Source organism: Nocardia sp. NPDC023852 (assembly GCF_040639505.1).
Classification (GTDB): domain Bacteria; phylum Actinomycetota; class Actinomycetes; order Mycobacteriales; family Mycobacteriaceae; genus Nocardia.
The window spans coordinates 48835-69900 of sequence record NZ_JBFAAB010000024.1 but is presented as its reverse complement, the minus strand read 5'-3'; the positions used below and the strand labels follow the sequence as shown (position 1 = coordinate 69900).

The 21066-nt window shown below is 65.7% G+C and carries 19 protein-coding genes; 12 read left to right on the top strand and 7 right to left on the bottom strand.

What is annotated here, in order from left to right; translation table 11 throughout:
* Positions 1–194 precede the first annotated feature (194 nt).
* From AB0H00_RS25845 to AB0H00_RS25815, 7 genes are all read left to right on the top strand, one after another.
* Positions 195–1340, top strand: a complete 1146-nt coding sequence (locus AB0H00_RS25845; protein ID WP_357271184.1) for a lipase family protein — start codon at positions 195–197, stop codon at positions 1338–1340.
* A 283-nt stretch (positions 1341–1623) separates the two neighbouring features.
* A complete protein-coding gene (locus AB0H00_RS25840) occupies positions 1624–2985 on the top strand; it encodes a lipase family protein (protein WP_357271086.1) in 1362 nt (453 codons plus the stop codon).
* 192 nt (positions 2986–3177) lie between these two features.
* Positions 3178–4242 (top strand): fused (3R)-hydroxyacyl-ACP dehydratase subunits HadA/HadB, encoded by a 1065-nt coding sequence (locus AB0H00_RS25835; protein ID WP_357271083.1) that lies wholly within the window; start codon positions 3178–3180, stop codon positions 4240–4242.
* 151 nt (positions 4243–4393) lie between these two features.
* Positions 4394–5248: a helix-turn-helix transcriptional regulator gene (locus AB0H00_RS25830; protein WP_357271181.1), complete on the top strand. Its 855-nt coding sequence runs from the start codon at positions 4394–4396 to the stop codon at positions 5246–5248.
* 98 nt (positions 5249–5346) lie between these two features.
* The gene (locus tag AB0H00_RS25825) at positions 5347–5562 is read left to right on the top strand and encodes a hypothetical protein (RefSeq protein WP_357271080.1); all 216 of its coding nucleotides are present in this window, start codon (positions 5347–5349) and stop codon (positions 5560–5562) included.
* Between the two features lie 351 nt (positions 5563–5913).
* The gene (locus AB0H00_RS25820) at positions 5914–6573 is read left to right on the top strand and encodes a helix-turn-helix domain-containing protein (RefSeq protein ID WP_357271077.1); all 660 of its coding nucleotides are present in this window, start codon (positions 5914–5916) and stop codon (positions 6571–6573) included.
* A complete protein-coding gene (locus AB0H00_RS25815; RefSeq protein WP_357271074.1) occupies positions 6555–7139 on the top strand; it encodes a hypothetical protein in 585 nt (194 codons plus the stop codon). Before AB0H00_RS25820 ends, AB0H00_RS25815 begins: the two co-directional genes overlap by 19 nt.
* Positions 7140–7356: 217 nt before the next feature.
* Here the strand turns inward: AB0H00_RS25815 and AB0H00_RS25810 are convergent, their stop codons facing one another.
* Complete coding sequence (locus AB0H00_RS25810) at positions 7357–8907, bottom strand: acyl-CoA carboxylase subunit beta (RefSeq protein WP_357271072.1); 1551 nt, start codon at positions 8905–8907, stop codon at positions 7357–7359.
* Positions 8908–9818: 911 nt separating this feature from the next.
* Here AB0H00_RS25810 and AB0H00_RS25805 point away from each other — a divergent pair.
* Both AB0H00_RS25805 and AB0H00_RS25800 read left to right on the top strand, forming a co-directional pair.
* The gene (locus AB0H00_RS25805; protein ID WP_357271069.1) at positions 9819–10838 is read left to right on the top strand and encodes an alpha/beta hydrolase family protein; all 1020 of its coding nucleotides are present in this window, start codon (positions 9819–9821) and stop codon (positions 10836–10838) included.
* A 44-nt stretch (positions 10839–10882) separates the two neighbouring features.
* Complete coding sequence (locus AB0H00_RS25800) at positions 10883–11923, top strand: LLM class flavin-dependent oxidoreductase (RefSeq protein ID WP_357271066.1); 1041 nt, start codon at positions 10883–10885, stop codon at positions 11921–11923.
* A 61-nt stretch (positions 11924–11984) separates the two neighbouring features.
* Here the strand turns inward: AB0H00_RS25800 and AB0H00_RS25795 are convergent, their stop codons facing one another.
* Genes AB0H00_RS25795 through AB0H00_RS25780 form a run of 4 tightly spaced genes read right to left on the bottom strand, consistent with a single transcriptional unit; the run spans position 11985 to position 16269 of the window.
* Positions 11985–12230 carry a hypothetical protein gene (locus AB0H00_RS25795; RefSeq protein WP_357271063.1) on the bottom strand — a complete coding sequence of 82 codons (246 nt, stop codon included), beginning with the start codon at positions 12228–12230 and terminating at the stop codon, positions 11985–11987.
* A 12-nt stretch (positions 12231–12242) separates the two neighbouring features.
* The gene (locus tag AB0H00_RS25790) at positions 12243–13673 is read right to left on the bottom strand and encodes an aspartate ammonia-lyase (RefSeq protein WP_357271061.1); all 1431 of its coding nucleotides are present in this window, start codon (positions 13671–13673) and stop codon (positions 12243–12245) included.
* Positions 13673–14791 carry an asparaginase gene (locus tag AB0H00_RS25785; RefSeq protein ID WP_357271058.1) on the bottom strand — a complete coding sequence of 373 codons (1119 nt, stop codon included), beginning with the start codon at positions 14789–14791 and terminating at the stop codon, positions 13673–13675. Before AB0H00_RS25785 ends, AB0H00_RS25790 begins: the two co-directional genes overlap by 1 nt.
* Positions 14788–16269: an amino acid permease gene (locus AB0H00_RS25780; protein ID WP_357271055.1), complete on the bottom strand. Its 1482-nt coding sequence runs from the start codon at positions 16267–16269 to the stop codon at positions 14788–14790. Before AB0H00_RS25780 ends, AB0H00_RS25785 begins: the two co-directional genes overlap by 4 nt.
* 215 nt (positions 16270–16484) lie before the next feature.
* Here AB0H00_RS25780 and AB0H00_RS25775 point away from each other — a divergent pair, with 215 nt between their 5' ends.
* Positions 16485–17162 (top strand): FadR/GntR family transcriptional regulator, encoded by a 678-nt coding sequence (locus tag AB0H00_RS25775; RefSeq protein ID WP_357271053.1) that lies wholly within the window; start codon positions 16485–16487, stop codon positions 17160–17162.
* A 56-nt stretch (positions 17163–17218) separates the two neighbouring features.
* Positions 17219–18664, top strand: a complete 1446-nt coding sequence (gene gndA / locus AB0H00_RS25770) for an NADP-dependent phosphogluconate dehydrogenase (protein WP_357271051.1) — start codon at positions 17219–17221, stop codon at positions 18662–18664.
* A 157-nt stretch (positions 18665–18821) separates the two neighbouring features.
* Here the strand turns inward: gndA and AB0H00_RS25765 are convergent, their stop codons facing one another.
* Together AB0H00_RS25765 and AB0H00_RS25760 are read right to left on the bottom strand one after the other, a co-directional pair.
* Positions 18822–19517: a CoA pyrophosphatase gene (locus AB0H00_RS25765; protein WP_357271049.1), complete on the bottom strand. Its 696-nt coding sequence runs from the start codon at positions 19515–19517 to the stop codon at positions 18822–18824.
* Positions 19518–19675: 158 nt separating this feature from the next.
* A complete protein-coding gene (locus AB0H00_RS25760) occupies positions 19676–20218 on the bottom strand; it encodes a hypothetical protein (protein ID WP_357271046.1) in 543 nt (180 codons plus the stop codon).
* Between the two features lie 234 nt (positions 20219–20452).
* Here AB0H00_RS25760 and AB0H00_RS25755 point away from each other — a divergent pair, with 234 nt between their 5' ends.
* A complete protein-coding gene (locus AB0H00_RS25755; protein ID WP_357271043.1) occupies positions 20453–21037 on the top strand; it encodes a biotin transporter BioY in 585 nt (194 codons plus the stop codon).
* Positions 21038–21066 lie beyond the last annotated feature (29 nt).

Below are 21066 nucleotides of genomic sequence, written 5' to 3'. Positions count from 1 at the left end.
GTGAATTGTCAACACGTTCGCGTCGGCAGCTGCCCTGTGCGCGCGATGTTGTCGAGGATGAGCACAGCGTTGAACGATGCAGGAGGCACACGTCGATGAGTCAGGGCCCACGGTCGATGGGTAGGGGAGTGCGGCGACGGCGCCTCGCACGAGCGTTCGGTGCGGTGGCCGCGGGTCTCGTGCTGGTTGCCAGTATGGCCGGGGCGGCCGTCAGCGCGCCGCTGTATCCCGCGCCGGATCCGGACCCCTTCTACGCGACCCCCGCGGACATCGCGGACAAGAAGCCGGGGGATGTGATCGCGACCCGCGTGATGCCCCCACTGATGATTTTCCCGGACACCACTGTGACCGTGGTGCGGTTCCGGTCGACCAGTTCCGAGGGCAAGCCGATCGCCGCGACCACCACGGTCCTCACCCCGAAGATGCACCGCAAGGATGGGCCGCTGCTGTCATTCCAGCACATCATCAACGGTCTCGGCGCGGAGTGCTCGGTCTCCCGCGTGCTCTACACCGGAGACCCGAACCTGATCGTGCGCGAGGCGCCGGGCTGGAATGTGCTGTTGGCCCGTGGCTGGAGCGTCGTGCTGCCTGACCACCTCGGTCCCAACTTCGCCTACGGCGCAGCCAAACTCGGCGGGCAGATCACCCTGGACAGCGTCCGCGCGGTGAAGCAGGTGGCCGAGCTGGAGGTACAGCAGAGCCCGGTGGCGATGGTCGGTTACTCCGGTGGCGGCATGGCCACCGCGTGGGCGGCTGCCCTGCAGCCGAAATACGCGCCAGAGCTGAATATCGCGGGCGCGGCCATGGGCGGCGTGCCGATGAACCTGGTGAAGATGCTCGAGACGCTCGGGCTGAACTCGCACCCGGTGTTCGGGCTCGCGTTGGCCGCGGGCCTCGGTTTGGAGCGCGAGTATCCGGACCGATTCCCGCTCAGCGAGCAGCTGAACGAGCGCGGCCTCGCCGCCCGTACACAGATCGCCAACAGCTGCACCAACGACATCCTCGCCGCCGGCGCGGGCCGCGGCGCGCTGGACTTCGCGAAAACGACCTCGATGATCAACGACGACACCGCCCGCGCCGTGGTCGCGGAGAACAGTCTCGAGCTCTACGACGGCGTGCCCAAGACGCCAGTGTTCGAATGGCATTCGCCGATCGACGGGCTCATCCCGATCGACTCTGTGGTCAATACCGATAAGCGCTGGTGTGCGGCCGGTGCCACGGTACAGACCGAGCAGATTCCGGTACCCGACCACCTCACCGCGGCGGTGGTCGGCATCCCGGCGGCACTGAGCTGGCTGGACGCCCGTTTCCGCGGGGAGCCCCCTCCGAGCAACTGCTGACCAACCGTACGTGACGACCGAGTCGACCCCTTTCTCCCCTAGCGGGTCTCGGCTCGGTTGTTGCGAAATGGACACGCGATATACACGACTCGAGCGCTTTTGCATCTCGAGTTGGGTGTAGTGACGTAGCCTGGCTTTCTGGCCCCGGCATGATAGGGGGCATTTTCGGGGGCCGAAGGCCGCGTTGCCCGGGCGCCAGACGAACCTGACGTCGCACCCAGAGGCATGTGCCATGAGATGCTTACGTGCCATCGCGGTCACGTTGCTCGTTGTTTGTCCGGCTATGACCGGGCAGGCTGTCGCCGAGCCGTTGCCCACGCCACCGGCGCCGGCAGTGCCCGACGTGTCGGGCATGCTCCCGCCTCCGGGCGGACTGCTACCCGGCCTGCAGCAATTCATCGACCGGATAATCCCCCCGCCACCGATCACACCTGTGCCGGAGCCGATTTCGCCGACTCAGCAGGCGGCCACGCTATCGCCCTCGCTGGCGGCGCTTCGCAAAGCCACCCTGCCCGCGCCGATCGGTGATCCGATGTTCGACGCCTGGCCCGCGAATCTCGGCGAGCTGACCGAGGGACAGGTCATCGATTACCGCGATGTCAGCGCGACAACCGCCCCGCTGATGCTGATGCCGATCCAGCGGGCTCTGCTGCTGAAGTACCGGACTGCGGATGCCCATGGCGCCCCCTCCTATGCCACGGCTACGCTCATCGTTCCCACCGCGGCCTGGCCGGCCCCCGGCCCCCGGCCGGTTGTGGTGAACAACCTGCCGATCGACGCGCTCGGCCGCACCTGCACTCCGGGATACACCCTCGCGCACGGAGCCAATTCGGACACCAGTTTCACCGACTTCGTCCCGCCGACCACCCATGCGGCGGCGCTGCGCGGGTACGCCGTGCTGATCCCGGATCACGAGGGCCCCTCGATGGCCTACGCCGAACCGGTCGTGGCCGGTCACGCGGTGCTGGACGCGATCAGAGCCGTCCGCGGACTGCTGCCGGGCGAGTTCGGCGCCAGTCGGTTCGGCATGGCGGGGTACTCCGGCGGTGCCATCGCCACCCACGGTGCGGTGAAGCTGATCTCCAGTTACGCACCGGAATTGGCGGAGGTGATCGTCGGCGCCGCGCTGGGCGGCGTGCCCGCCGACTACGAGATCCTGGCCCGCAGCATGAATGGCAATCTCGCCTCGGCGGTGTTCATGGGTGCGGTGTTCGGGATCGGCCGGGAACGGCCGGAGATCCTGGCCAGGATGAACAATCTCGCTCAGTGGGCGGCCACGTCGCGGCTGAAGGACCTCTGTGGCAGCAGCTTCGGAGCGGTCGGCGTGCTGATGCTGCCGATCGATATCGCCGCTAACATTCCCGATCCATTGCATTCGGATCTGGCCACGGACATCTACCGCGTGACCAGGATGGCCGACATGAAGTCGGCGACCCCCCTGTACATCTACAACGGGGAGCAGGAATTCTGGATCCCCGCCGAGGGCGCGCGTAATCTCTATCGTGAACAGTGCCGTCTGGGCGTTTCCGCGGTGTACCGGAGTGTGCTCGGCGAGCACATCATCGCGGCGGCTCTCGGCTATCCGGAGGCCATGCTCTGGCTGGACGATCGGCTGCGAGGAGTGCCTGCGCCGAGCGAGTGCTGACGGTTCGTCGGTAACGCCCGGGGACATCCGATGTTGCGGTGTGCCGGACTACCACGATTGATGCCCGGCGCGGTCCGGGTCGGTCGATTGCTGCGATGTCCGAACTGTCAGGGGCGGCAGTGCGTCGTCGTCGCGGCTCCGGTACGGTGGGCCGGTCCAGGCGGGGTGACGCCGGATTCGTGAAAGAGGCACATGAACGACACTACGACCACCGCGTCTGAACAGGCCACGGCGCTGGTCGGGCGGCATTTCCGCATGACCGAGCACTATGAGGTAGGACGCGAGAAGATCCGGGAGTTCGCGCGGGCCGTGCAGGACGGCCATCCGGCGCACCGGTACGAGGGCGCCGCCGCGGAGCTGGGCTTCGAGGCGCTGGTCGCGCCGCTGACTTTCTCCTCCATCGTTCTGATGCTGGTGCAGCGCAAGATGTTCGAGTCCTGGCTGACGGGCTACGATCTCGGGCAGGTATTGCAGACCGAACAGTCCATCCAGGTGCATCGGCCGATTATCGCGGGCGACAAGCTGTGGTGCGACTCCTATATCGAGTCGTTTCGGCAGTTCGGTGACAAGGACTTCATGGTCACCAAGAACGTGCTCAGCAACCAGCACAAAGAAGTGCTGCAGACCACCCACACCACCGCGGTGGCGCAGACCGGGGTCGAAATCGCCACCGACCTGCGCGCCGCGGTCGCGGGCGTGATCATGACCGGACAGTCGGTCGGCGACCGGTCCGACGCGTCGGCCGCGCGTGCCAGGGACGAGCACGCGGGCATGGTGGAGCGATTCGACCACGTGGCACAACCTGATCAGGATGAGCGGCGCAGGACGCCGCGTACCGTTTTCGCCTTCGAGGAGCTGTCGGTCGGTATGGAACTGACCCCGCGCACGATGGTCCTCTCCCGGGGTGACCTGGTGAATTACGCGGGAGTTTCCGGTGATTCGAATCCCATCCACTTCAGCGACCTCGTCGCGCGCAGGGCGGGCCTGCCTGATGTGGTGTCGCACGGGCTGTTGACGATGGGACTCGGTGCCGGGTATCTCACCGACTGGCTGGGTGATCCGACCGCCGTGACGAATTACGGAGTTCGATTCGCCGGGTTCGCGCCGGTGCCGGCTGACAAGGCCAGCGCGATCGAATTCCGCGGCCGCGTCAAGGAACTGGACCCGATCCGCCGATCCGCCGCCATCGCACTGACTGCGACCTGCCACGGGCACAAGCTGTTCGGCCGCGCGACGGCGGAAGTGCTGCTGCGCTAGCGCCTTCTTCGGACCGAGCGGTTTCGATCTGGAATGTGAACAACGCACATGCAAGACTCGTGGAATGCGTGCTTCGGTAGTGCGGTATCACAACGAATCCATCGCTCGCGGAACAACTCCGGCTGACGAGGGTGGGCCGACTGTCCTGCGGATGATTCTCGGCGGGCGGATGCGGCGACTGCGAGAAGCATGCGGCATCTCGCTCGAAGACGCGGGCGAGGCGATCCGGGGTTCGCATTCCAAGATCAGCAGGCTCGAACTGGGCCGCACCGGATTCCGGGAGCGCGACCTGATGGATCTGCTCGATCTGTACGGGGTCATCGACGAAGACGAGCGCGCCGAGTTCAAGCAGCTGGCCAAGCAGGCCAACACGTCGGGCTGGTGGCATCGTGATACCGACTGGCTGCCGAAGTGGTTCGACACCTACCTGGGCTTGGAACAGGCTGCGCAGTTGATCCGTTGCTATGAGCCGCGTGTGGTCCCCGAGCTTTTACAGACCCCGGACTACGCCCGCGCGCTGATGGTTCTCGCCCACCCGAACGAGGACGAGGAATCGATCGAACGGCGGGTGGCGCTGCGGATGCGCCGCCAGGAGATCCTGACCAGACCGGATCCGCCGCAGTTGTGGCTGATCGTCGAGGAGGCTGCGCTGCGCCGCGGGATCGGCGGATCGCAGGTGTGGCTCGCGCAGTTGGACCACGTGCTGCGCGCCACGGACAGACCGAACATCACCGTGCAGGTGCTGGCCGACCATGTCGGCGGGCCCGCGCTCACCGACGGCGCGTTCACCATGCTGCGCTTCGCCGAGCCGGATTTGCCGGACATCGTCTATCTTCAGCAGCTCACCGGTGCGCTCTATCTGGACAAGAACGCCGATCTCGCCGCGTACCGTGCGGTCGCGAACCTTCTCTCGGTACACGCCGCGCCGCCCGAATACACCAGCCAACTCATCGAGGCACTGCGGGAATGTCATCCATCGACTCTGGATCAGCCGTCCGACATCTGACAGCGGCTCGAGCGCGCCCATTCGGTCGAAGTCGATCGGGTGCCGCGTCGTCCTTCGCCCGCGTCGCGAGTTCTGCACCGGCGGGAGCCCCACAGCTGATGGCTGATCCTCGAAGAGGCGCGCTGCGCCGCCGGATCGGTGGTTCCGCTGTCTGGCGCGTCCAGCGCGACGAGCTGTTGCGCGCGGAGGGGCAAACCACACATGCCGCTCCAGATCCCGACCGACCGCGTCAGTGCGGCTGTCCTCGCCCCGACGGCGCGTTCCTCATGCTGCGCTTCGCCGAGACAGACCTACCCCGCATCTACTCCAGTTAGCCTGGTTGGCGCGCTCTATCTCGACAAGATCGCCGACCCGTACATGTATCCGGCGTCGGCTCGTCTGGTCTGCCGATAACGGGCGGCTGATAGACGTGGTCCCTCACGAATCCGGCGGTCTCTGCCTCGCGCGTCTCCGCGGTGACCACGCGGAACAGCTCGGCGGCTGATTGGGTGTCGCTGAACTTGGGCATGTGATAACCGAGACGAATGCTCGTGCCATCGGACGCTACGTCCGCCGCGGAGCGCTGAGCAGGGATGAACTCACCCAGGCGGAGGGCAGCCGCGTCGGGCAAGCGAAGAAAGGCAAAGTATTGTCCCAATGAGACAATAAGGTGGTAGGCTTTGAACATGAGCGACGACGGTGTCGATCTCGATGGTCGTCGGCTGCGCACGCGGCGTAGTCGACAGGCGCTATCGCGTGCCGCATTCGACCTGCTCACCGAGCGCGGACTCGAGGCGGTCGCCGTCGAGGACATCGCGGTGCGGGCCGGCGTCACCCGGCGCACGTTCAGTAGGCATTTCGCCTCCATCGAGGAAGCGATCCTCGGCGACGTGGACCAGGATGTGCACCTGTTCAACGAAGCCCTGCGCCGCCGCCCGATCGGCGAGCCGCCGCTGACCGCCTATCACCACGCCGTCCACGACTGGCTGGCCACCGAATACGGCGGAGCCCGCGCGGCTCTGCTGGCGCGGCGTTGGGCGCTGTTTCAGCGTTTTGAGGACGAGCCCGAGCTGTTCGCCGGTTATCAGCGCATCCGCATCGATGGGCAGCGCGAATCGGTACGGATCATCGCGGCGAGGCTGGGGGTGGATCCGCTGACGGATCCACGTCCGGCCGCCGCGGTAGGCGCCGGTGCGGGCATGCTGCTCGCCGCGTTGCAAAGCTGGGCGGCGGGCCCGGACCCGATGGGCCTGTCTGCCCTCGTCGAAGAGTTCTTCGACACCCTCGTCGCTATCACAACCGAGTTCCGGAACGAGGAGTCACCGTCATGTCTACAGGGTCGGTGAATATGTACCGCCGGACGTGCCGACGCGTCGGGCTGGACCGTAATCCGCTGCGACGGAAGGAAGACCGCCTGCAAGCCGGCGTCGCGATGTTTCTCGCACTGGTGTTCGTCCTCGTCGTTCCGGTGCTTGCCATGACGGTCGGTGGTCGGGTGTATCGCACGGAAACGGCAGCGGTGCAAGCTCGAACTGCGCAGCTGCACCAGGTCGACGCCACCGTGATCGAGACAGGCAAGGCGCCGCTGTACGCGCCGATCATGCCCGCGCGGGTGTCCTGGAAGGATGCCGACGGCGTGACGCACACGGGCGATTACCAGTCGACCACCGTAGTCGAGCCGGGTTCCACGGTCTCGATCTGGTTGAACGAAGGTGGCACCATCGTGGAGCCGCCGTCCTCGACCCAGGCGGCCAGCAAGGCGGTCCTGCTCACCTCGGGCGCGGCGCTCGGCGTCTTTGTCGTGCTCGCGGGCGGCTACTTCCTGCTGCGTCGCGGTCTGGACCGGCGGCGCCTGCACCAGTGGGAATCGGAATGGGCGGCCGCCGATCTCAGCTGGGGTAGTCATGGCTGAGCAGGAGCGCGGCGTGCCCGCAGCCGGTAGAGACGGGCGCAGCGGGCAGGTCGCGGGCCAGCCCACAACACGGCGAGCGAAGAGGTCCGGCAACGCTGTGCACATCAGGGCCCCGGCGAGCCGGGGCGCCCGGTTCGGTGTCGATCACCGGACATCTCACGATGGGCAGCCGGTTCTGGTGTGACACAACACAACCGCTTGGCGCGGTGGGATCGGATCAGACCGGGAAAAGGCTGTGTTTGCGCGGATTCGGCTCCACGCTCGCCTCCTTCTCGCGCAACAGCCGCAGCGCGTGGCGGATCTCCAGTCTGGTCCGGGAGGGCTCTATCACCGCGTCGATATAGCCACGCTCGGCCGCGATCCACGGCGTGGCGACGGTCGTGTTGTACTGGTCGATCAAGAAGTCCCGCGCGGCCTCCCGCTGCTCGGCGGGCACTTGGGCGAGCTGGCGCTTGCCGACGATACTCACGGCGCTCTCCGCGCCCATCACCGCGATCCGCGCGGTGGGCCAGGCCAGGCTGATATCGGCGCCCAGCTGCTTACAGCCCATCACCGCGTAGCCGCCGCCGTAGGCCTTGCGCACCACGACGGTGACGATCGGGACGGTCGCCTCGATCACCGCTCGGAAGAACCGCCCGCCGCGCTTGATCACGCCGTTACGCTCTTCCTCGACACCGGGCAGCACGCCAGGGGTGTCGACGACGAAGATCAACGGCAGGCCGTAGACGTCGCACAGCCGGATGAAATGCGTCGCCTTGTCTGAGCACTTGGCGTCGATGGCGCCGCCGAGGGCCAGCGGCTGATTCGCGATCACGCCGACGCTGCGTCCATCCACCCTGGCGAAACCGGTGATCAGATTCTGCGCGGTGGCGGCGCTGATCTCGTGGAACTCGCCGTCGTCGAACAGGCGCAGCAAGATCTCGTGCATGTCGTAGCCCTCCCGGTCCGAGTCCGGGATAATGGAGTCCAGCTCCAGATCGTGCGAGCTGATCTCCGGCTCGATGCCCGGGTTGACGATCGGTCCCTGCTCCAGGCAGCTCGACGGCAGGTAGCTCAAATACGTTCTGGCCCAATCGAACGCGTCCTGCTCGCTGGCGGCGACGTGATGAATGGTGCCGTTGGCCGCTTGGACCTGCGCTCCGCCGAGTTCCTCCATGGTCACCTCCGCACCGGTGACTTCTTTGATCACCTCCGGCCCGGTGACGAACATGTACGACTTCTCGGTCGCGATCAAGATGTCGGTATTGACCGGAGCGTAGACCGACCCCGCCGCGCATTTGCCGAGCATGATCGACACCTGCGGCACGAAACCGGACAGCCGTTCCTGGCGGCGGCTCATGAGGGCGTACCAGGCCAGCGACGTGACCGCGTCCTGGATGCGAGCGCCGCCCGAGTCGTTGATCGCGACCACTGGGCAGGCGTTGTCGGTGGCGAAGTCCAGCGCCTTGGCGACCTTGCGGCCGAACATCTCCCCGACGGAGCCGCCGAACACGGTTTGGTCGTGCGCGATCACCACGACGGGCCTGCCGTCGATGCGGCCCCGGCCGGTGACCACGCCGTCGCCGTACATGGCATCGGATGTACCCGGCTGGCGCACCAGGGCGCCGATCTCCACGAAGCTGCCCGGGTCGAGCAGTGCGCGTACCCGTTCCCGCGCGCTCGGAATGCCCTTGCTCTTGCGCTTCGCGATTCCGGTTTCACCGGCGGGTTCTTCGGCCAGCTCGAGGATCCCTCGCAGCTCGTCCAGCTTTTCTCGCGTACCGCTCATCTGTGGTATTTCGCCCTTCGAACTCGTCGCCTCGCCGTATGGGCACGGCGCTCGATGTTATCGGTGGTGAGACCTGCTGCACACGCGTTGGGATGATCTCATGGGACGGCTCGCAGCTTTGCCCGCCACGCCCGTGGCTCACGGCAGGAACCGCAGCGGCGCCGCGGCGCGCGGCGATTTGTGCAACTTACCAGTCGCGCACCGTCGCGCCGATGAATGGTTCCTACGACGTCGCGGGGGCCTATCCGCGGCCGTCGGACGTCTCTATGGTGACCACCGGAATGCGTGGTCGTCATTGCGTCACACACTGTCGGAAACCCACGAATTCGCCAGGACAGGAAATTCGCGAGGCCGAAACGAGGCGCCGCGGAAATGTGACAGTCCGACGCGCCGCGTGCCTCGGAATCTGCTCGAGGGCTTGTGTTCAGCCAACTGCGAATGTCGACTCTGATGACTTCCTGATACTTTCCAGCATATCTCGATTCCATCACGATCCGTCGCTAAACTTCGGGAGGCATGACGGGCATACAGCTGAGCGCGAGTACCGAGGCGCCGGCATCGAAACTCGCACACTTGGCCGGGCACCCCGGCCATGGCGTGCCCGGCGGTGTCATGACAAGGGCGCGGAACTGGTCGGTAGCGGCCGTCGGTGAATCGAGCGGTTGTGGATTGCCTCAGCAGGGCCCGATGGCTGTTGTCACCTCGCCCAACGATCAGGTAGTCAGGGCGTTCGGCCTGACATTTGGTCGCTGTCGTCGACTGCGCCCTGATGTCTCGGGGTGCGCAAAGGAGTACCTGTGACCACCGTGTCTCGAACAGCTGGAGGTCCGTACACGGCTGTTCGAGGAGCACAGCGAGTACGCCGGGGCCCGACAGGCAGAACGGGCTCCTGCGGCCGGATGAGTCTCCGAGTGCTGATCACGGTGGCGGCGATGGTGGCCATCGCCTCGGTGAGCGCTGCGACCGTGCTTGCCGATCCGGTGCCGTCGCCCACCCCGCCGCCCGTCGTCGATCCGGACATGACCCGGACCGGCCTGATCTCGCTCGAGCAGGTCGCGCCGCAGCGCGAGCGGTTGTCGATCGCCTCGGCGGCGATGCGCCGCGTCATCACCGTCGACGTCCTGCGCGGTAGCGGAGCGGCGCCTCGGCCGGTGCTGTACTTGCTCGACGGCGTCGATGGCGACGCCACCTCCGCCTGGCTGACCAAGGGCAGGGCGGCGGAGTTCTTCGCGGACAAGCCGGTCGACGTGGTGCTGCCCGCCGGCGGCACCGGCAGCATGTACAGCGACTGGGTCCGTCACGACACCCAGTTGGGGCTCAATCGCTGGGAGACCTTCCTCACCGCCGAGCTTCCGCCGATCGTGGAATCGCTGCTGCGTTCCGACGGCAGGCGGGCGATCGCCGGCGTGTCGATGGGGGCGCAGGCCGCGATCATGCTGGCCCAGCGCCACCCTGGCTGGTACCGCGCCGTCGCCGGGATGAGCGGGTGCTACTCCACCGCCGACCCGCTCGGTCGCGCCGTCACCACGATCACGGTCGCCTCACGTGGCGGCAACGTCGACAACCTCTGGGGTCCGCCGGTCGCACCCGAATGGGCCGCGCACGACAGTGTGCTGAACGCCGAAGCGCTGCGCGGCACCGCGATCTACCTCTCGGCGGCCACCGGTCTGCCCACCGGCGCAGATCTTGTGGCGGTGGCGAACTCGTCGACGATCGTGGACGCGTTGGCGACCGCGGGCGGCGGCGCGGCGCTCGAGGCTGGGGCACGGTCGTGCACCGAGCTGTTCGCCGCTCGGCTCGCCGCATTGAGGATTCCCGCCGCCGTGGAGTACACGGCCGAGGGAATGCACACATGGCCGGATTTCGAGGCGCAACTGCCGAAGGCGTGGCAGGTGCTGGCGCAGGCGCTGGATCTGTCGAAGTCCCAGTGAACGGCGCCGCGGAATCAGTGCGTCACCGTGGCGTTGACACCGGTATGACCCCGGCACTTCGCTCTATCCGGTTCTCCGTCCTCGACCGCTCGCGGGTTCGGCGCGGCCAGAGCCATTCTGCGGCGCTGAGGGAGACCGTCGAGTTCGCCCGGCTCGTCGAGCAGTGGGGCTATCACCGGTTCTGGGTGTCCGAGCACCACAGCGTGCCCGGCGTGGCGGGCTCGGCGCCCACGGTGCTCGCGGCCGCAGCCGCCGCCGCGACCGCACGGATCCGGATCGGTACCGGCGGAGTGATGCTGCCCAACCATCAACCGCTGATTGTGGCCGAGCAGTTCGGCGTGCTGGAGTCGTTGTATCCGGGACGTATCGACATGGGGCTGGGCCGGTCGGTCGGCTTCACCAACGGCGTGCGGCGAGCGCTCGGGCATGACAAGCGCGACGCCGAGGAGTTCGACGCCCAGCTCACCGAGCTGCTGGCGTACTTCGCTCACGGCGGGCAGGAGGGCGTGCACGCCTGGCCGACGGAAGGACTGCGCGTTCCGGCGTTCCTGCTGGCGACCGGATCCGGCGCGGAGCGTGCCGCCCGATTCGGACTCCCGCTGGTGATCGCTGCCGTGGGCGGCGAAGACCGCATGATCGCGGCCATCGAGCGCTATCGGGCCGGGTTCCGTCCCGCCGCCCCCGGTGCCGAACCCTACGTGATGGTCTCGGGATCGGTCGTCATCGCCGATACCACTCGGCAGGCGCATCGACTGCTGCTGCCGGAGGCCTGGTCCACTGCGTACTCACGTACCCACGGCACATTCCCGACCCTGATTCCGCCTTCTGAGATCGAAGCGCTCACCATGACCGACCGGGAGCGCCGGATTTTCGACGAAGCGTTGCGCGGTCATATTCACGGTACTGAAGAGGAGGTCGCCGATCAGCTGGAGCGGTTGGTGACCAGGACCGGCGCCGACGAGATCCTTGTGCACACCAGTACCTACGACCGTGCCGTTCGCTTGGAATCGCACCGCAGGCTGGCGCGGCTCACCGGTCTGTCGCGCGATCCCGCCGACGTGCGCCAGCGCGGCACGGCGGCCTGACAAAAAATCTCTCGCCATCCACTGCGGACACATCGCGGTACCGGACAAACCCGGCCAGGTGCTACCTCAGCTGCAGCGTGAGTGTCGCGATGCCCAAGCCGACGAAGCCGATGGCGAGGAAGAATTCCGCCGTCTTACGAATGCCGATGGGGAAGATCAGCCACGACTCCGGCATTCCCCTCGCTGTCATCGGCTGCAGGATGGGCTCGAAGTGCAGGATGGCGGCGAGGCCGGAGAACCCGGTCATGCTGGCGAGCCATCGGTCGTGGAGATCGAATCGCAGGATGGCGATGTCCTGTGTTACCACCGGCGACATGGGCTATTGGCGGGGCCTGGTGGTTTCCGCTGAGGGAGCGGTGATGCCCGCGAGTCGGCGTGGCGCGAGGATTTCGTCGATTCTTTCTCGGGCGAGGAGTCCGAGTTCGATCGCGATGTCACTGACGGATTCTCCGGTTTGCAGCGCCTGTTTGGCGACCAGGGCGCTGGCGGCGTATCCGATGTGCGGGGTCAGTGCCGTGACGATGCCGATGGAGCGTCGGACGCCTTGTTCCAAGTGGTCGCGGTTAGGGGTGATGCCCGCGACGCATTTGGTTGCCAACGCCTCGACGGCGGCGGTCAGGTGTGTCGTGGTGCGCAGCAAGCTGTAGGCGATGATCGGTTCGAAGGCATTGAGTTGCAGTTGCCCGGCCTCGGCGGCCATCGTGACGGTCAGGTCGTTTCCGATGGCCTCGAACGCGACCTGGTTGACGATCTCCGGGACGACCGGGTTGACCTTCCCCGGCATGATCGATGATCCCGCTTGCACCGGGGGCAGGTTGATTTCACCGAACCCTGTTGTGGGACCTGATGACATAAGACGCAGGTCGTTGCACGTCTTCGACAGCTTGACCGCGACCCGCTTGAGGATTCCGGAGACCTGGACGAAGACGCCACAATCCTGGGTCGCTTCGATCAGGTCGGCCGCTGGTATGACGAGTTCTCCGGTGAGCTCGGCCAGGTGGGCGCATGCCAGTGCGGGGTAGCTCGGATGGCCGTTGATTCCGGTTCCGATCGCGGTGCCGCCGAGATTGCTTTCGCACAGCAGTGCGATGCCTTCCTCGAGCCGGTCGCGATCCTCGCGCACCATGACCGCGAAGGTCTCGAATTCCTGTCCCAGCGTCATCGGCACGGCGTCTTGCAACTGGGTACGGCCCATTTTGATGACATCGGCGAATTCGGTCGCCTTGCCGCCGAATGTGTCCGCGAGCCGGCCCAAGGCGGCCACGAGTTCCCGAATGTGTTGAACGACAGTGAGTCTGATGGCTGTCGGATAAACGTCGTTGGTGGATTGGCCGAGATTGACATGGTCGAGCGGATCGAGTTCGGCGTAGCTTCCACGGTCGTGGCCGATCAACTCCAGCGCCCGGTTGGCGATGACCTCGTTGGTGTTCATGTTCGTCGAGGTTCCCGCGCCGCCTTGGATCGGGTCGATAGGAAATTGATCGTGCAGCGCGCCGGCCCTGATCTCGTCGCAAGCTGATTCGATCGCGTCGGCGCGTCGGGCGTCCAGGATGCCGAGTTCACGGTTGGCGCGGCAGGCGGCCTGCTTCACGGCGGCGAGCGAAATGATGAGCGCGGGATATCGTCCGATGCTGTCGCCCGTGATGGCGAAATTGTCCAGTGCGCGTGCGGTGTGGATGCCCCAGTAAGCGCTGCTGGGCACAGTGCGGGCGCCCAGGGAGTCACGTTCGGTGCGGGTGCTGTCGGTCATCATCGACTCCAGGCAGTCAGGTAGGTATCTTGGCTATGGATTGCTGTGGGCGCGGCAAGCTTCGACAACTCGCCGAGCAGGTTGGTCGTCATCCAACGGTGCAACTGTCGACCGGAGAGCCCGAGATCGACGAGGTAGGCAAGTTTGGCGAGCGCCGCCTCTCTGGTCATGTCTCCTCCGCTGATGGCGCCCGCGTCCAGCAGAGCTCGTCCTGGCAGGTATCGCTCCAGATCAACCGAACCACTGTCACACTGGGTGATGACGACGACCGGCGTTCCGTGCCGAGTTGCGTTCCGGATCGCCTCGATTGTTTCTGGCCCGTCCAGCGGCAACGTGCCGGAGCCATAGCATTCGAGGACGATCCCGCCGGGGTAATGACGAATTGCTGCGGCGAGCAGGTCGGCATGCATGCCGGGAAATACAGTGAGCAACCCGACCGGCAAGCGGGTCGCTGCACTGTGTCGCCGCGTGGCGAGTGCCGGAGGCGGTGGCGGGGGCGGTGCGAATTCGCCGAGTGTGGTGAAGCCGTCGTAGTTGTCGCAGGCGCGTTTGCTGGCTCGCACGGCGCGATGCAGCGTCGAGCCGAATGCGATAAATGTCCCTGGGCCTGGTTGCGCGGCGATCGAATTCAACGCCAGGTGCAGGTTGTCTCGCGCGTCGCTGCCAGGGTGGCCGAGGGGTATCTGGGCGCCGGTCAGCACGACCGGAACATCGATCTCACGCAATTCGAATGCGATGCGGGCACCCATGTAGGCCATCGTGTCGGTCCCGTGGATAACGACGACACCATCCGGCTGTGCCGGTTCGGTGCCGGACCGGACCCACTCAGCAATGCGGCATGCGGTCTCGGGGCCGGCATCGGCGCTATCGATGACGCGGTCGAATTCGGCATATCGGAACTCGACCGACCTGCCCTCCGCATCCTCGAATCGGGTGATGATATCGGCGATTTCGACGCCGATCCCCGAACGGGGGCGCATACCCGCGCCCCCATCGGCCATCCCGAAGGTGCCTCCGGTGTAGAGGATGCGGACCCGCAATGCCGAGTGGCGAGGTGCCGCAAGCATTGCCGGAGCAGACGCCGAGGCCTCGTGGGCACGGGCTTCTCGGTAGGTCATTCGCCCAGCACTCCAGCGGTCGCCGCGCCGGGCCGGTCAACCGGGCCGAGAACGTCCGGATCGAGACGGCCCCTGATTCGGAACCATCCCACGATCATGGCGGCGACGACGACGGAAAACGCCGCTAGGGTGATTCGCCCGATCTCGGCGTCGAAGAACATCAGTCCGACGACCATGGCCAGGAATCCGAGGGTCAAGATGTTGAGGACCGGCGCGAAGGGCAGCTGGAAATCCGGTCGACGGTACTCGCCCTGCTGCGACTTCCGCACGAATATCCAGTGACAGATCATGATTGATGCCCAGGTGCCGACGATGCCCAACCCGGCCAGGTTCAACACGATCTCGAATGCCTTCTGCGGCATGAGCAGATTCAGCACAACACCGGCGATGCCGACCGAACTGGTGATCAAGATCCCGCCGTAAGGAACACCATGGCGGTTCATCCGCGCGGCGAAGCGCGGCGCCGTCCCGGCCACGGCCATCGACCGGAGGGTGCGACCGGTCGCGTACAGACCCGCGTTCAGACTCGACAGCGCTGCGGTGAGAACCACCAGATTCATGACGTCACCAGCGTGCGGGATACCGATCGAACTCATCACCGTGACGAATGGGCTCTCGTCGGGGGAGTACGCCGTCCACGGCAGCAGCAGCGTGAAGAGGACAACCGAGCCGGCATAGAACAGGACTATCCGCCACATGATCGAATTGACCGCCTTGGGAACGACGGCGCCGGGGTTGTCGGATTCGCCAGCGGCCACGCCGATCATCTCCGTCCCGCCGAATGCGAATACCACCCCGAGTGCGATCGTCAGCATCGGAGCAAGACCGCGTGGGAAGAAGCCACCGTTGTCGGTGATCATCGAGATGCCGGGGACATTTCCGTCGACCGACGTGCCGGTGACGATGAATACCACGGCCAGCACCATGAAGACGACGATGGTGCCGACCTTGACCAACGCGAACCAGAACTCCAGCTCACCGAACAGCCGCACCGACACGACGTTGAGTCCCACGACTACAGCCAGCGCGATGAGTGCGAGCACCCACTGGGGTATCGGTACGAACAGCGACCAGAAGTGCGCGTACAGCGCTACGGCGGTGATGTCGGCGACCAGTGTGGTCGACCAGTTCAGGAAGTACAGCCAGCCGACCGAATAAGCTCCGCGCTCGCCGAGGAATTCGCGCGCATAGGAGACGAACGCCCCGGAGGAGGGGCGGTACATCACCAACTCGCCGAGCGCGCGCACGACCATGAACGTGAAGATGCCGCACACGATGTAGACGATGGCCAATGACGGGCCGGCGAGTGCCATGCGGCCGCTGGCTCCGAGGAATAGTCCGGTGCCGATCGACCCGCCGATCGCGATCATCTGCATGTGGCGCTTGCGCAGCCGTTTTTGATAGCCGACATCGCCGAGGTCGAGCTTCGGTGCTGGTGTCGCGGCTGGCCGGGCCGACAGTTCATCGTGGTGTGTCATCGAAACCTTCCTTGGGCCTGATTCAGCCTCCGAGACAGCCCGCCGCTCCCCCTCATCGAGAGCGGCAGGTCAGTAAAGCTGCCATGCTGTCAGGCTGTAAGACAGGATTACGGTAACGTAGGTCACACCCGCTGTCAACGCCGGAGTTGCCGCTGTCAATACGTGCTGGACGAAGCGTTTTGACGCCATAACAGCGGATCTCCATACTGGGTCACGTGACGGTCGAAGAAGGACGGGTCCAGCGCATCGGCGCCACAGAAGCGGTCTTTCGTCGGCTGAAAAGCCTGATCCAAAGCGAGGAATATGCGGTAGGTGACCGTTTACCCGCCGAGCTCGCCTTGGCTCAACAGTTCGGCGTGAGCCGTCCGGTGGTCCGGGAAGCGCTGCATGCCTGCGCGACTTTGGGCCTCACCGAGACACGAACCGGTCGAGGCACTTTCGTCGTCTCCAAGAAGGAGAGCTCGCAACTGACGTTCGCCGGTGTGGATGCCGAAGACCTGATCGAGGCGCGCCAGCTCATCGAGATCCCCACCGCGGGCTTCGCGGCCGAACGTCGCTCGCTGAACCAACTGCAGCGGCTTGACGAGATACTCGGCAAACTTGCCGTCGCCGCCGATGACCATGAATGGGTCCGATACGACGGAGAGTTGCACACCGCGATCGCGGCCGCCAGTGGAAACAAGATGCTCGCCACCCTGGTCGCGGACACCCGCAGAGCGCTGGACATCCAGTCGGAGTTCCTCAATCTGACCCAAGACCGCCGCGCCGATTCCGATCGGGAACACGAGGCCATTGTCCGGGCTATCGAGGTGGGTTCGCCGGAGGGCGCTCGTTCGGCGATGGCCGAGCATCTGGCGCGAGTAGCCGAGACCCTGGGCCGCATCGGCGAGTGATCACGGCGACAATGGCAAGACAGCAATTACATCTATCGAACGAAGAGAGCGGGTTCATGGCGTCCTCTACAGCGCGCGCACAGATCGGGGTTACCGGCCTGGCGGTCATGGGTAGCAACATCGCCCGAAACTTCGCCAAACATGGCTATACGGTGGCGCTGCACAACCGCAGCATCGGCAAGACCGACGCACTCCTCGAGGCACACGGCGCGGACGGCGACTTCGTGCGCACCGAAACCATCGAAGAGTTCGTCGCGGCACTCGAGAAGCCACGCCGGGTGCTGATCATGGTCAAGGCGGGCGATCCGACAGATGCCGTCATCGAGGAGCTCGCCGCCGCCATGGAGCCGGGCGACATCATCATCGACGGCGGTAACGCGCTCTATACCGACACCATTCGGCGTGAATCCGCAATGAAAGAGCGTGGACTGAACTTCGTCGGCGCAGGCATCTCCGGCGGCGAGGAGGGTGCGCTGAACGGTCCCGCGATCATGCCCGGCGGGCCGAAGGAGTCGTACGACTCGCTCGGGCCCCTGCTGGAATCGATCGCGGCGAACGTCGACGGGACGCCGTGCTGCACACATATCGGCCCCGATGGCTCCGGGCACTTCGTCAAGATGGTCCACAACGGCATCGAGTACGCCGATATGCAGCTCATCGGCGAGGCCTACCATCTGTTCCGCGATGCGCTCGGCTTCGGTGCGAAGCAGATCGCCGAGGTGTTCACCCAGTGGAATTCTGGAGACTTGGAAAGCTACCTTGTCGAAATCACGGCCGAGGTTTTGAACCAGGTCGACGCGAAAACAGGCCGACCGCTCGTCGATGTCATCGTCGACGCGGCCGAGCAGAAGGGCACCGGTCGCTGGACCGTGAAGGCCGCCCTGGATCTCGGTGTACCGGTGACAGGGATCGCCGAAGCGGTATTCGCGCGAGCACTGTCCGGTTCCCGCGAGCAGCGGAAAGCCGCGGCCGGCCTCGCTTCGGGCAAACTCGGTGAAAAGCCCACCGACACAGCGCAATTCACCGAAGATATTCGGCAGGCCCTGTACGCGTCGAAAGTTGTCGCGTACGCGCAGGGCTTCGACCAGATCGCCGCAGGCAGTGCGGAGTACAACTGGGACCTGCACCCCGGCGACTTGGCAACGATCTGGCGCGGCGGTTGTATCATCCGGGCTCGATTCCTGAACCGGATCAAGGATGCCTACGACGAGAATCCCGCACTGCCGAGCTTGATTCTCGCGCCGTACTTCCGCGACGCGATCGAAACGGCCATCGACAGCTGGCGGCGAGTCGTATCCACCGCCACCCTGCTCGGAATTCCAGTGCCTGCCTTCGCATCGTCGCTGTCGTACTACGACGCCCTGCGCGCCGAGCGGCTCCCGGCTGCCCTCACCCAAGGCCAGCGCGACTTCTTCGGTGCACACACCTACGAGCGCATGGATGCGGACGGTAAGTTCCACACCCTCTGGAGCGGCGACCGCAGCGAAGTCTCCGCAGACTGACGCCACGGCGGCATAGTGCCGTTGAACCGGGCCACGACCCCTGTTCGCCCGCTTCATCCGCAGCGAAACATCGCGGTGGAATTCACCGAAGCACCGCAGAACGGTCTCGCCTCGAGCGACAGTGCGCAGGCCGTAGCCATGTCCGGTTGATCGCGGCTCAGCGATGGGTCCAATCGGGCTGGGTGAAGTGGGCGACTCGGGCGGCGGATGCGGTTCGGCCGAGGAGGACGATCTCGCGGAATTGCCAGAGCAATGCGCCGGTCGGCGCGTGGATGGTCATGTTCGGGCCGAGTCGCATTTGGAGAAAGCCGGTTTCGTCGGTCGGCGGGGCGTTCTCGCGGAGTACTGCTTGTCGTACTGCGTCGTCGGCGTGGACCCAGTGTGGGGTGTCCTCGGCGGCGAGCCGAGCGAGATCGACCAGGTGTACGGAGTGGACCTCGTCGGGGCTGGGGCGTAGCTCGGTGGTGTCGGTCAGCGCTACGACGAGCGGGGTGATCGCGAATCCCGATGCGGCGGGGAAGTCGTCGAGCTTGCCGATGAGATCGGCAGGATCTGCTGTCAGGCCGAGTTCTTCGTGTAGTTCGCGCATCGCGGCTTGTTCGGGAGTCTCGCCTTCGTCGAGTCGGCCGCCAGGCAGTGCCCACTGGCCGGCGTTGCGGCCACGGTAAGCCCGTTTGATGACGATCACCGACAGCCGTCCGTCCAGTTCGACCACGCACAGCAGAACCGCCGCGCGGCGAGTACCCGGAGCATCCGGAATGTCGATGCGTGGGAAATCGGCCAGCCGGGAGTGCGCGAGCACGCGGAAGTCATTGATTTTCTCGGGGAGACGCTGTTCCGGGGTGGAGCCCATATCGTCGATCTTGCCCCACCGCGCGAGTGATCGGCGCGGGCACTGGACCTGCTTCGCGAGTCGGCACCGGTCGGGCCGAGGAGCGGACGGGCGGACGGGCGGACGCGTCCGTCGATGGGACACCGCAGGCCCCTGATCGGAAGTCCGGTACCGAACGCTCAGGCGATCGCGCTGCGCAGCGTGAACCAGCCTGTCGCGGGATCGGCGAAGCCGTGGTACATCAAGCGGATGCGCTGATCGACCTCGAAATGGCGGTATACCGTGAACATCGCGCTGCGTGTCGCGTCTTGCTGAAAGTCCTCGGTGCGGCGGAATCCGATGAGCCGCTCCGGGAGTAGCGCCAGCCGCGTCAGTTCGGCGGGGTCGCCGATGTCCAGACCTATCGGTGCGGTGTCGGAGATGTGATGATCGTGCAAGACGGCACGAACCGTGCCGGGGTCGGGGAGATCGGATCGGAACGCCTGGAACTCGATGCGCACCAGCCGTCCTGGATCGGCGGAAGCCGACTCGGTCTGCACCGACTCGACCAATCCCGCGTCGAGGCTCGGCGCGGCTGTGTCGTCGGCGAGCGGCGCCTGTTCGAGTAGGTGCAATATGCTGCCGCCAGGGATCAGGGGCTCGGGGGCGAGAAACAGCGTGACGGTGGGACAAGTGCACCCCCGTCCGAACAGGCAGACTTTCATGTGCGACGGATCGGGCATGTGGCCTCCTCCGGGAACGGGAGAGAATTCGGGCCTTGGCTGAATCGGGACTTCTGGATATGCCGCCCGTTGAGTCGCGATGGCGCCTCGACGGTCGACCGTGCCGCAGTTTCCAAGTCTAGGAGTCCGGCAGAGCTCGCGCATCGGTGCCGCAAACCGGATTCGGGCGGCCCGCCCCCGTGTGCGGTTTGCTATCTTGAACGTCGTTCAAGTTGTGTAGCGGAGGATGTCGTCGTGGAGGGTGTCGAGAACTCTCGGGAGTCGCAGGCCGGAATTTCCGCGCGGGACATGGCGCAGATCGCCGTGTTCGCGGCGCTGATCGCCGCGTTGGGTCTGCCCGGCGCCATCACAGTGGGATTCAGTGGCGTGCCGATCACCGTACAGACCCTCGGTGTCATCCTGGCCGGCGCGGTGCTCGGGGGCCGCAAGGGCACGGCGGCCGTGGTGGTCTTCCTCGCGCTGACGATGATCGGTTTGCCGCTGCTGTCCGGTGGCCGTACCGGATTGACCGCGCTGGCAGGGCCCAGTGCTGGTTACCTCATCGGCTGGATACCCGCAGCCTTGTTCATCGGCCTGCTGACCGGCCGACTTCTACCGCGATACCCGATTGTTCTCGGTCTGCTTGTCAATGCGGTCGGCGGGATTCTGATCGTCTATCTCTTCGGCACCCTCGGGCTCGTGCTCCGGACAGACCTCGCGGTTGGTCCCGCTGCCACCACCAACTTCGCGTTTATTCCAGGCGACCTGGTAAAAGTTGCCGTCGCGACTGTGGTCGCCAAGGGAGTACACCGTGCGTACCCCGGTGTGATCGGTGCATAGTCCTGAACTCGGCGGCGGGGGCGATCAGC

Bases quoted from the DNA above. Each gene is read 5' to 3' on its own strand.
- AB0H00_RS25845 (WP_357271184.1), top strand. From the start codon at position 195: ATGGCCGGGGCGGCCGTCAGCGCGCCGCTGTATCCCGCGCCGGATCCG.
- AB0H00_RS25840 (WP_357271086.1), top strand. From the start codon at position 1,624: ATGACCGGGCAGGCTGTCGCCGAGCCGTTGCCCACGCCACCGGCGCCG.
- AB0H00_RS25835 (WP_357271083.1), top strand. From the start codon at position 3,178: ATGAACGACACTACGACCACCGCGTCTGAACAGGCCACGGCGCTGGTC.
- AB0H00_RS25830 (WP_357271181.1), top strand. From the start codon at position 4,394: ATGATTCTCGGCGGGCGGATGCGGCGACTGCGAGAAGCATGCGGCATC.
- AB0H00_RS25825 (WP_357271080.1), top strand. From the start codon at position 5,347: ATGGCTGATCCTCGAAGAGGCGCGCTGCGCCGCCGGATCGGTGGTTCC.
- AB0H00_RS25820 (WP_357271077.1), top strand. From the start codon at position 5,914: ATGAGCGACGACGGTGTCGATCTCGATGGTCGTCGGCTGCGCACGCGG.
- AB0H00_RS25815 (WP_357271074.1), top strand. From the start codon at position 6,555: ATGTCTACAGGGTCGGTGAATATGTACCGCCGGACGTGCCGACGCGTC.
- AB0H00_RS25810 (WP_357271072.1), bottom strand. From the start codon at position 8,907: ATGAGCGGTACGCGAGAAAAGCTGGACGAGCTGCGAGGGATCCTCGAG.
- AB0H00_RS25800 (WP_357271066.1), top strand. From the start codon at position 10,883: ATGACCCCGGCACTTCGCTCTATCCGGTTCTCCGTCCTCGACCGCTCG.
- AB0H00_RS25790 (WP_357271061.1), bottom strand. From the start codon at position 13,673: ATGACCGACAGCACCCGCACCGAACGTGACTCCCTGGGCGCCCGCACT.
- AB0H00_RS25785 (WP_357271058.1), bottom strand. From the start codon at position 14,791: ATGACCTACCGAGAAGCCCGTGCCCACGAGGCCTCGGCGTCTGCTCCG.
- AB0H00_RS25780 (WP_357271055.1), bottom strand. From the start codon at position 16,269: ATGACACACCACGATGAACTGTCGGCCCGGCCAGCCGCGACACCAGCA.
- gndA (WP_357271051.1), top strand. From the start codon at position 17,219: ATGGCGTCCTCTACAGCGCGCGCACAGATCGGGGTTACCGGCCTGGCG.
- AB0H00_RS25765 (WP_357271049.1), bottom strand. From the start codon at position 19,517: ATGGGCTCCACCCCGGAACAGCGTCTCCCCGAGAAAATCAATGACTTC.
- AB0H00_RS25760 (WP_357271046.1), bottom strand. From the start codon at position 20,218: ATGCCCGATCCGTCGCACATGAAAGTCTGCCTGTTCGGACGGGGGTGC.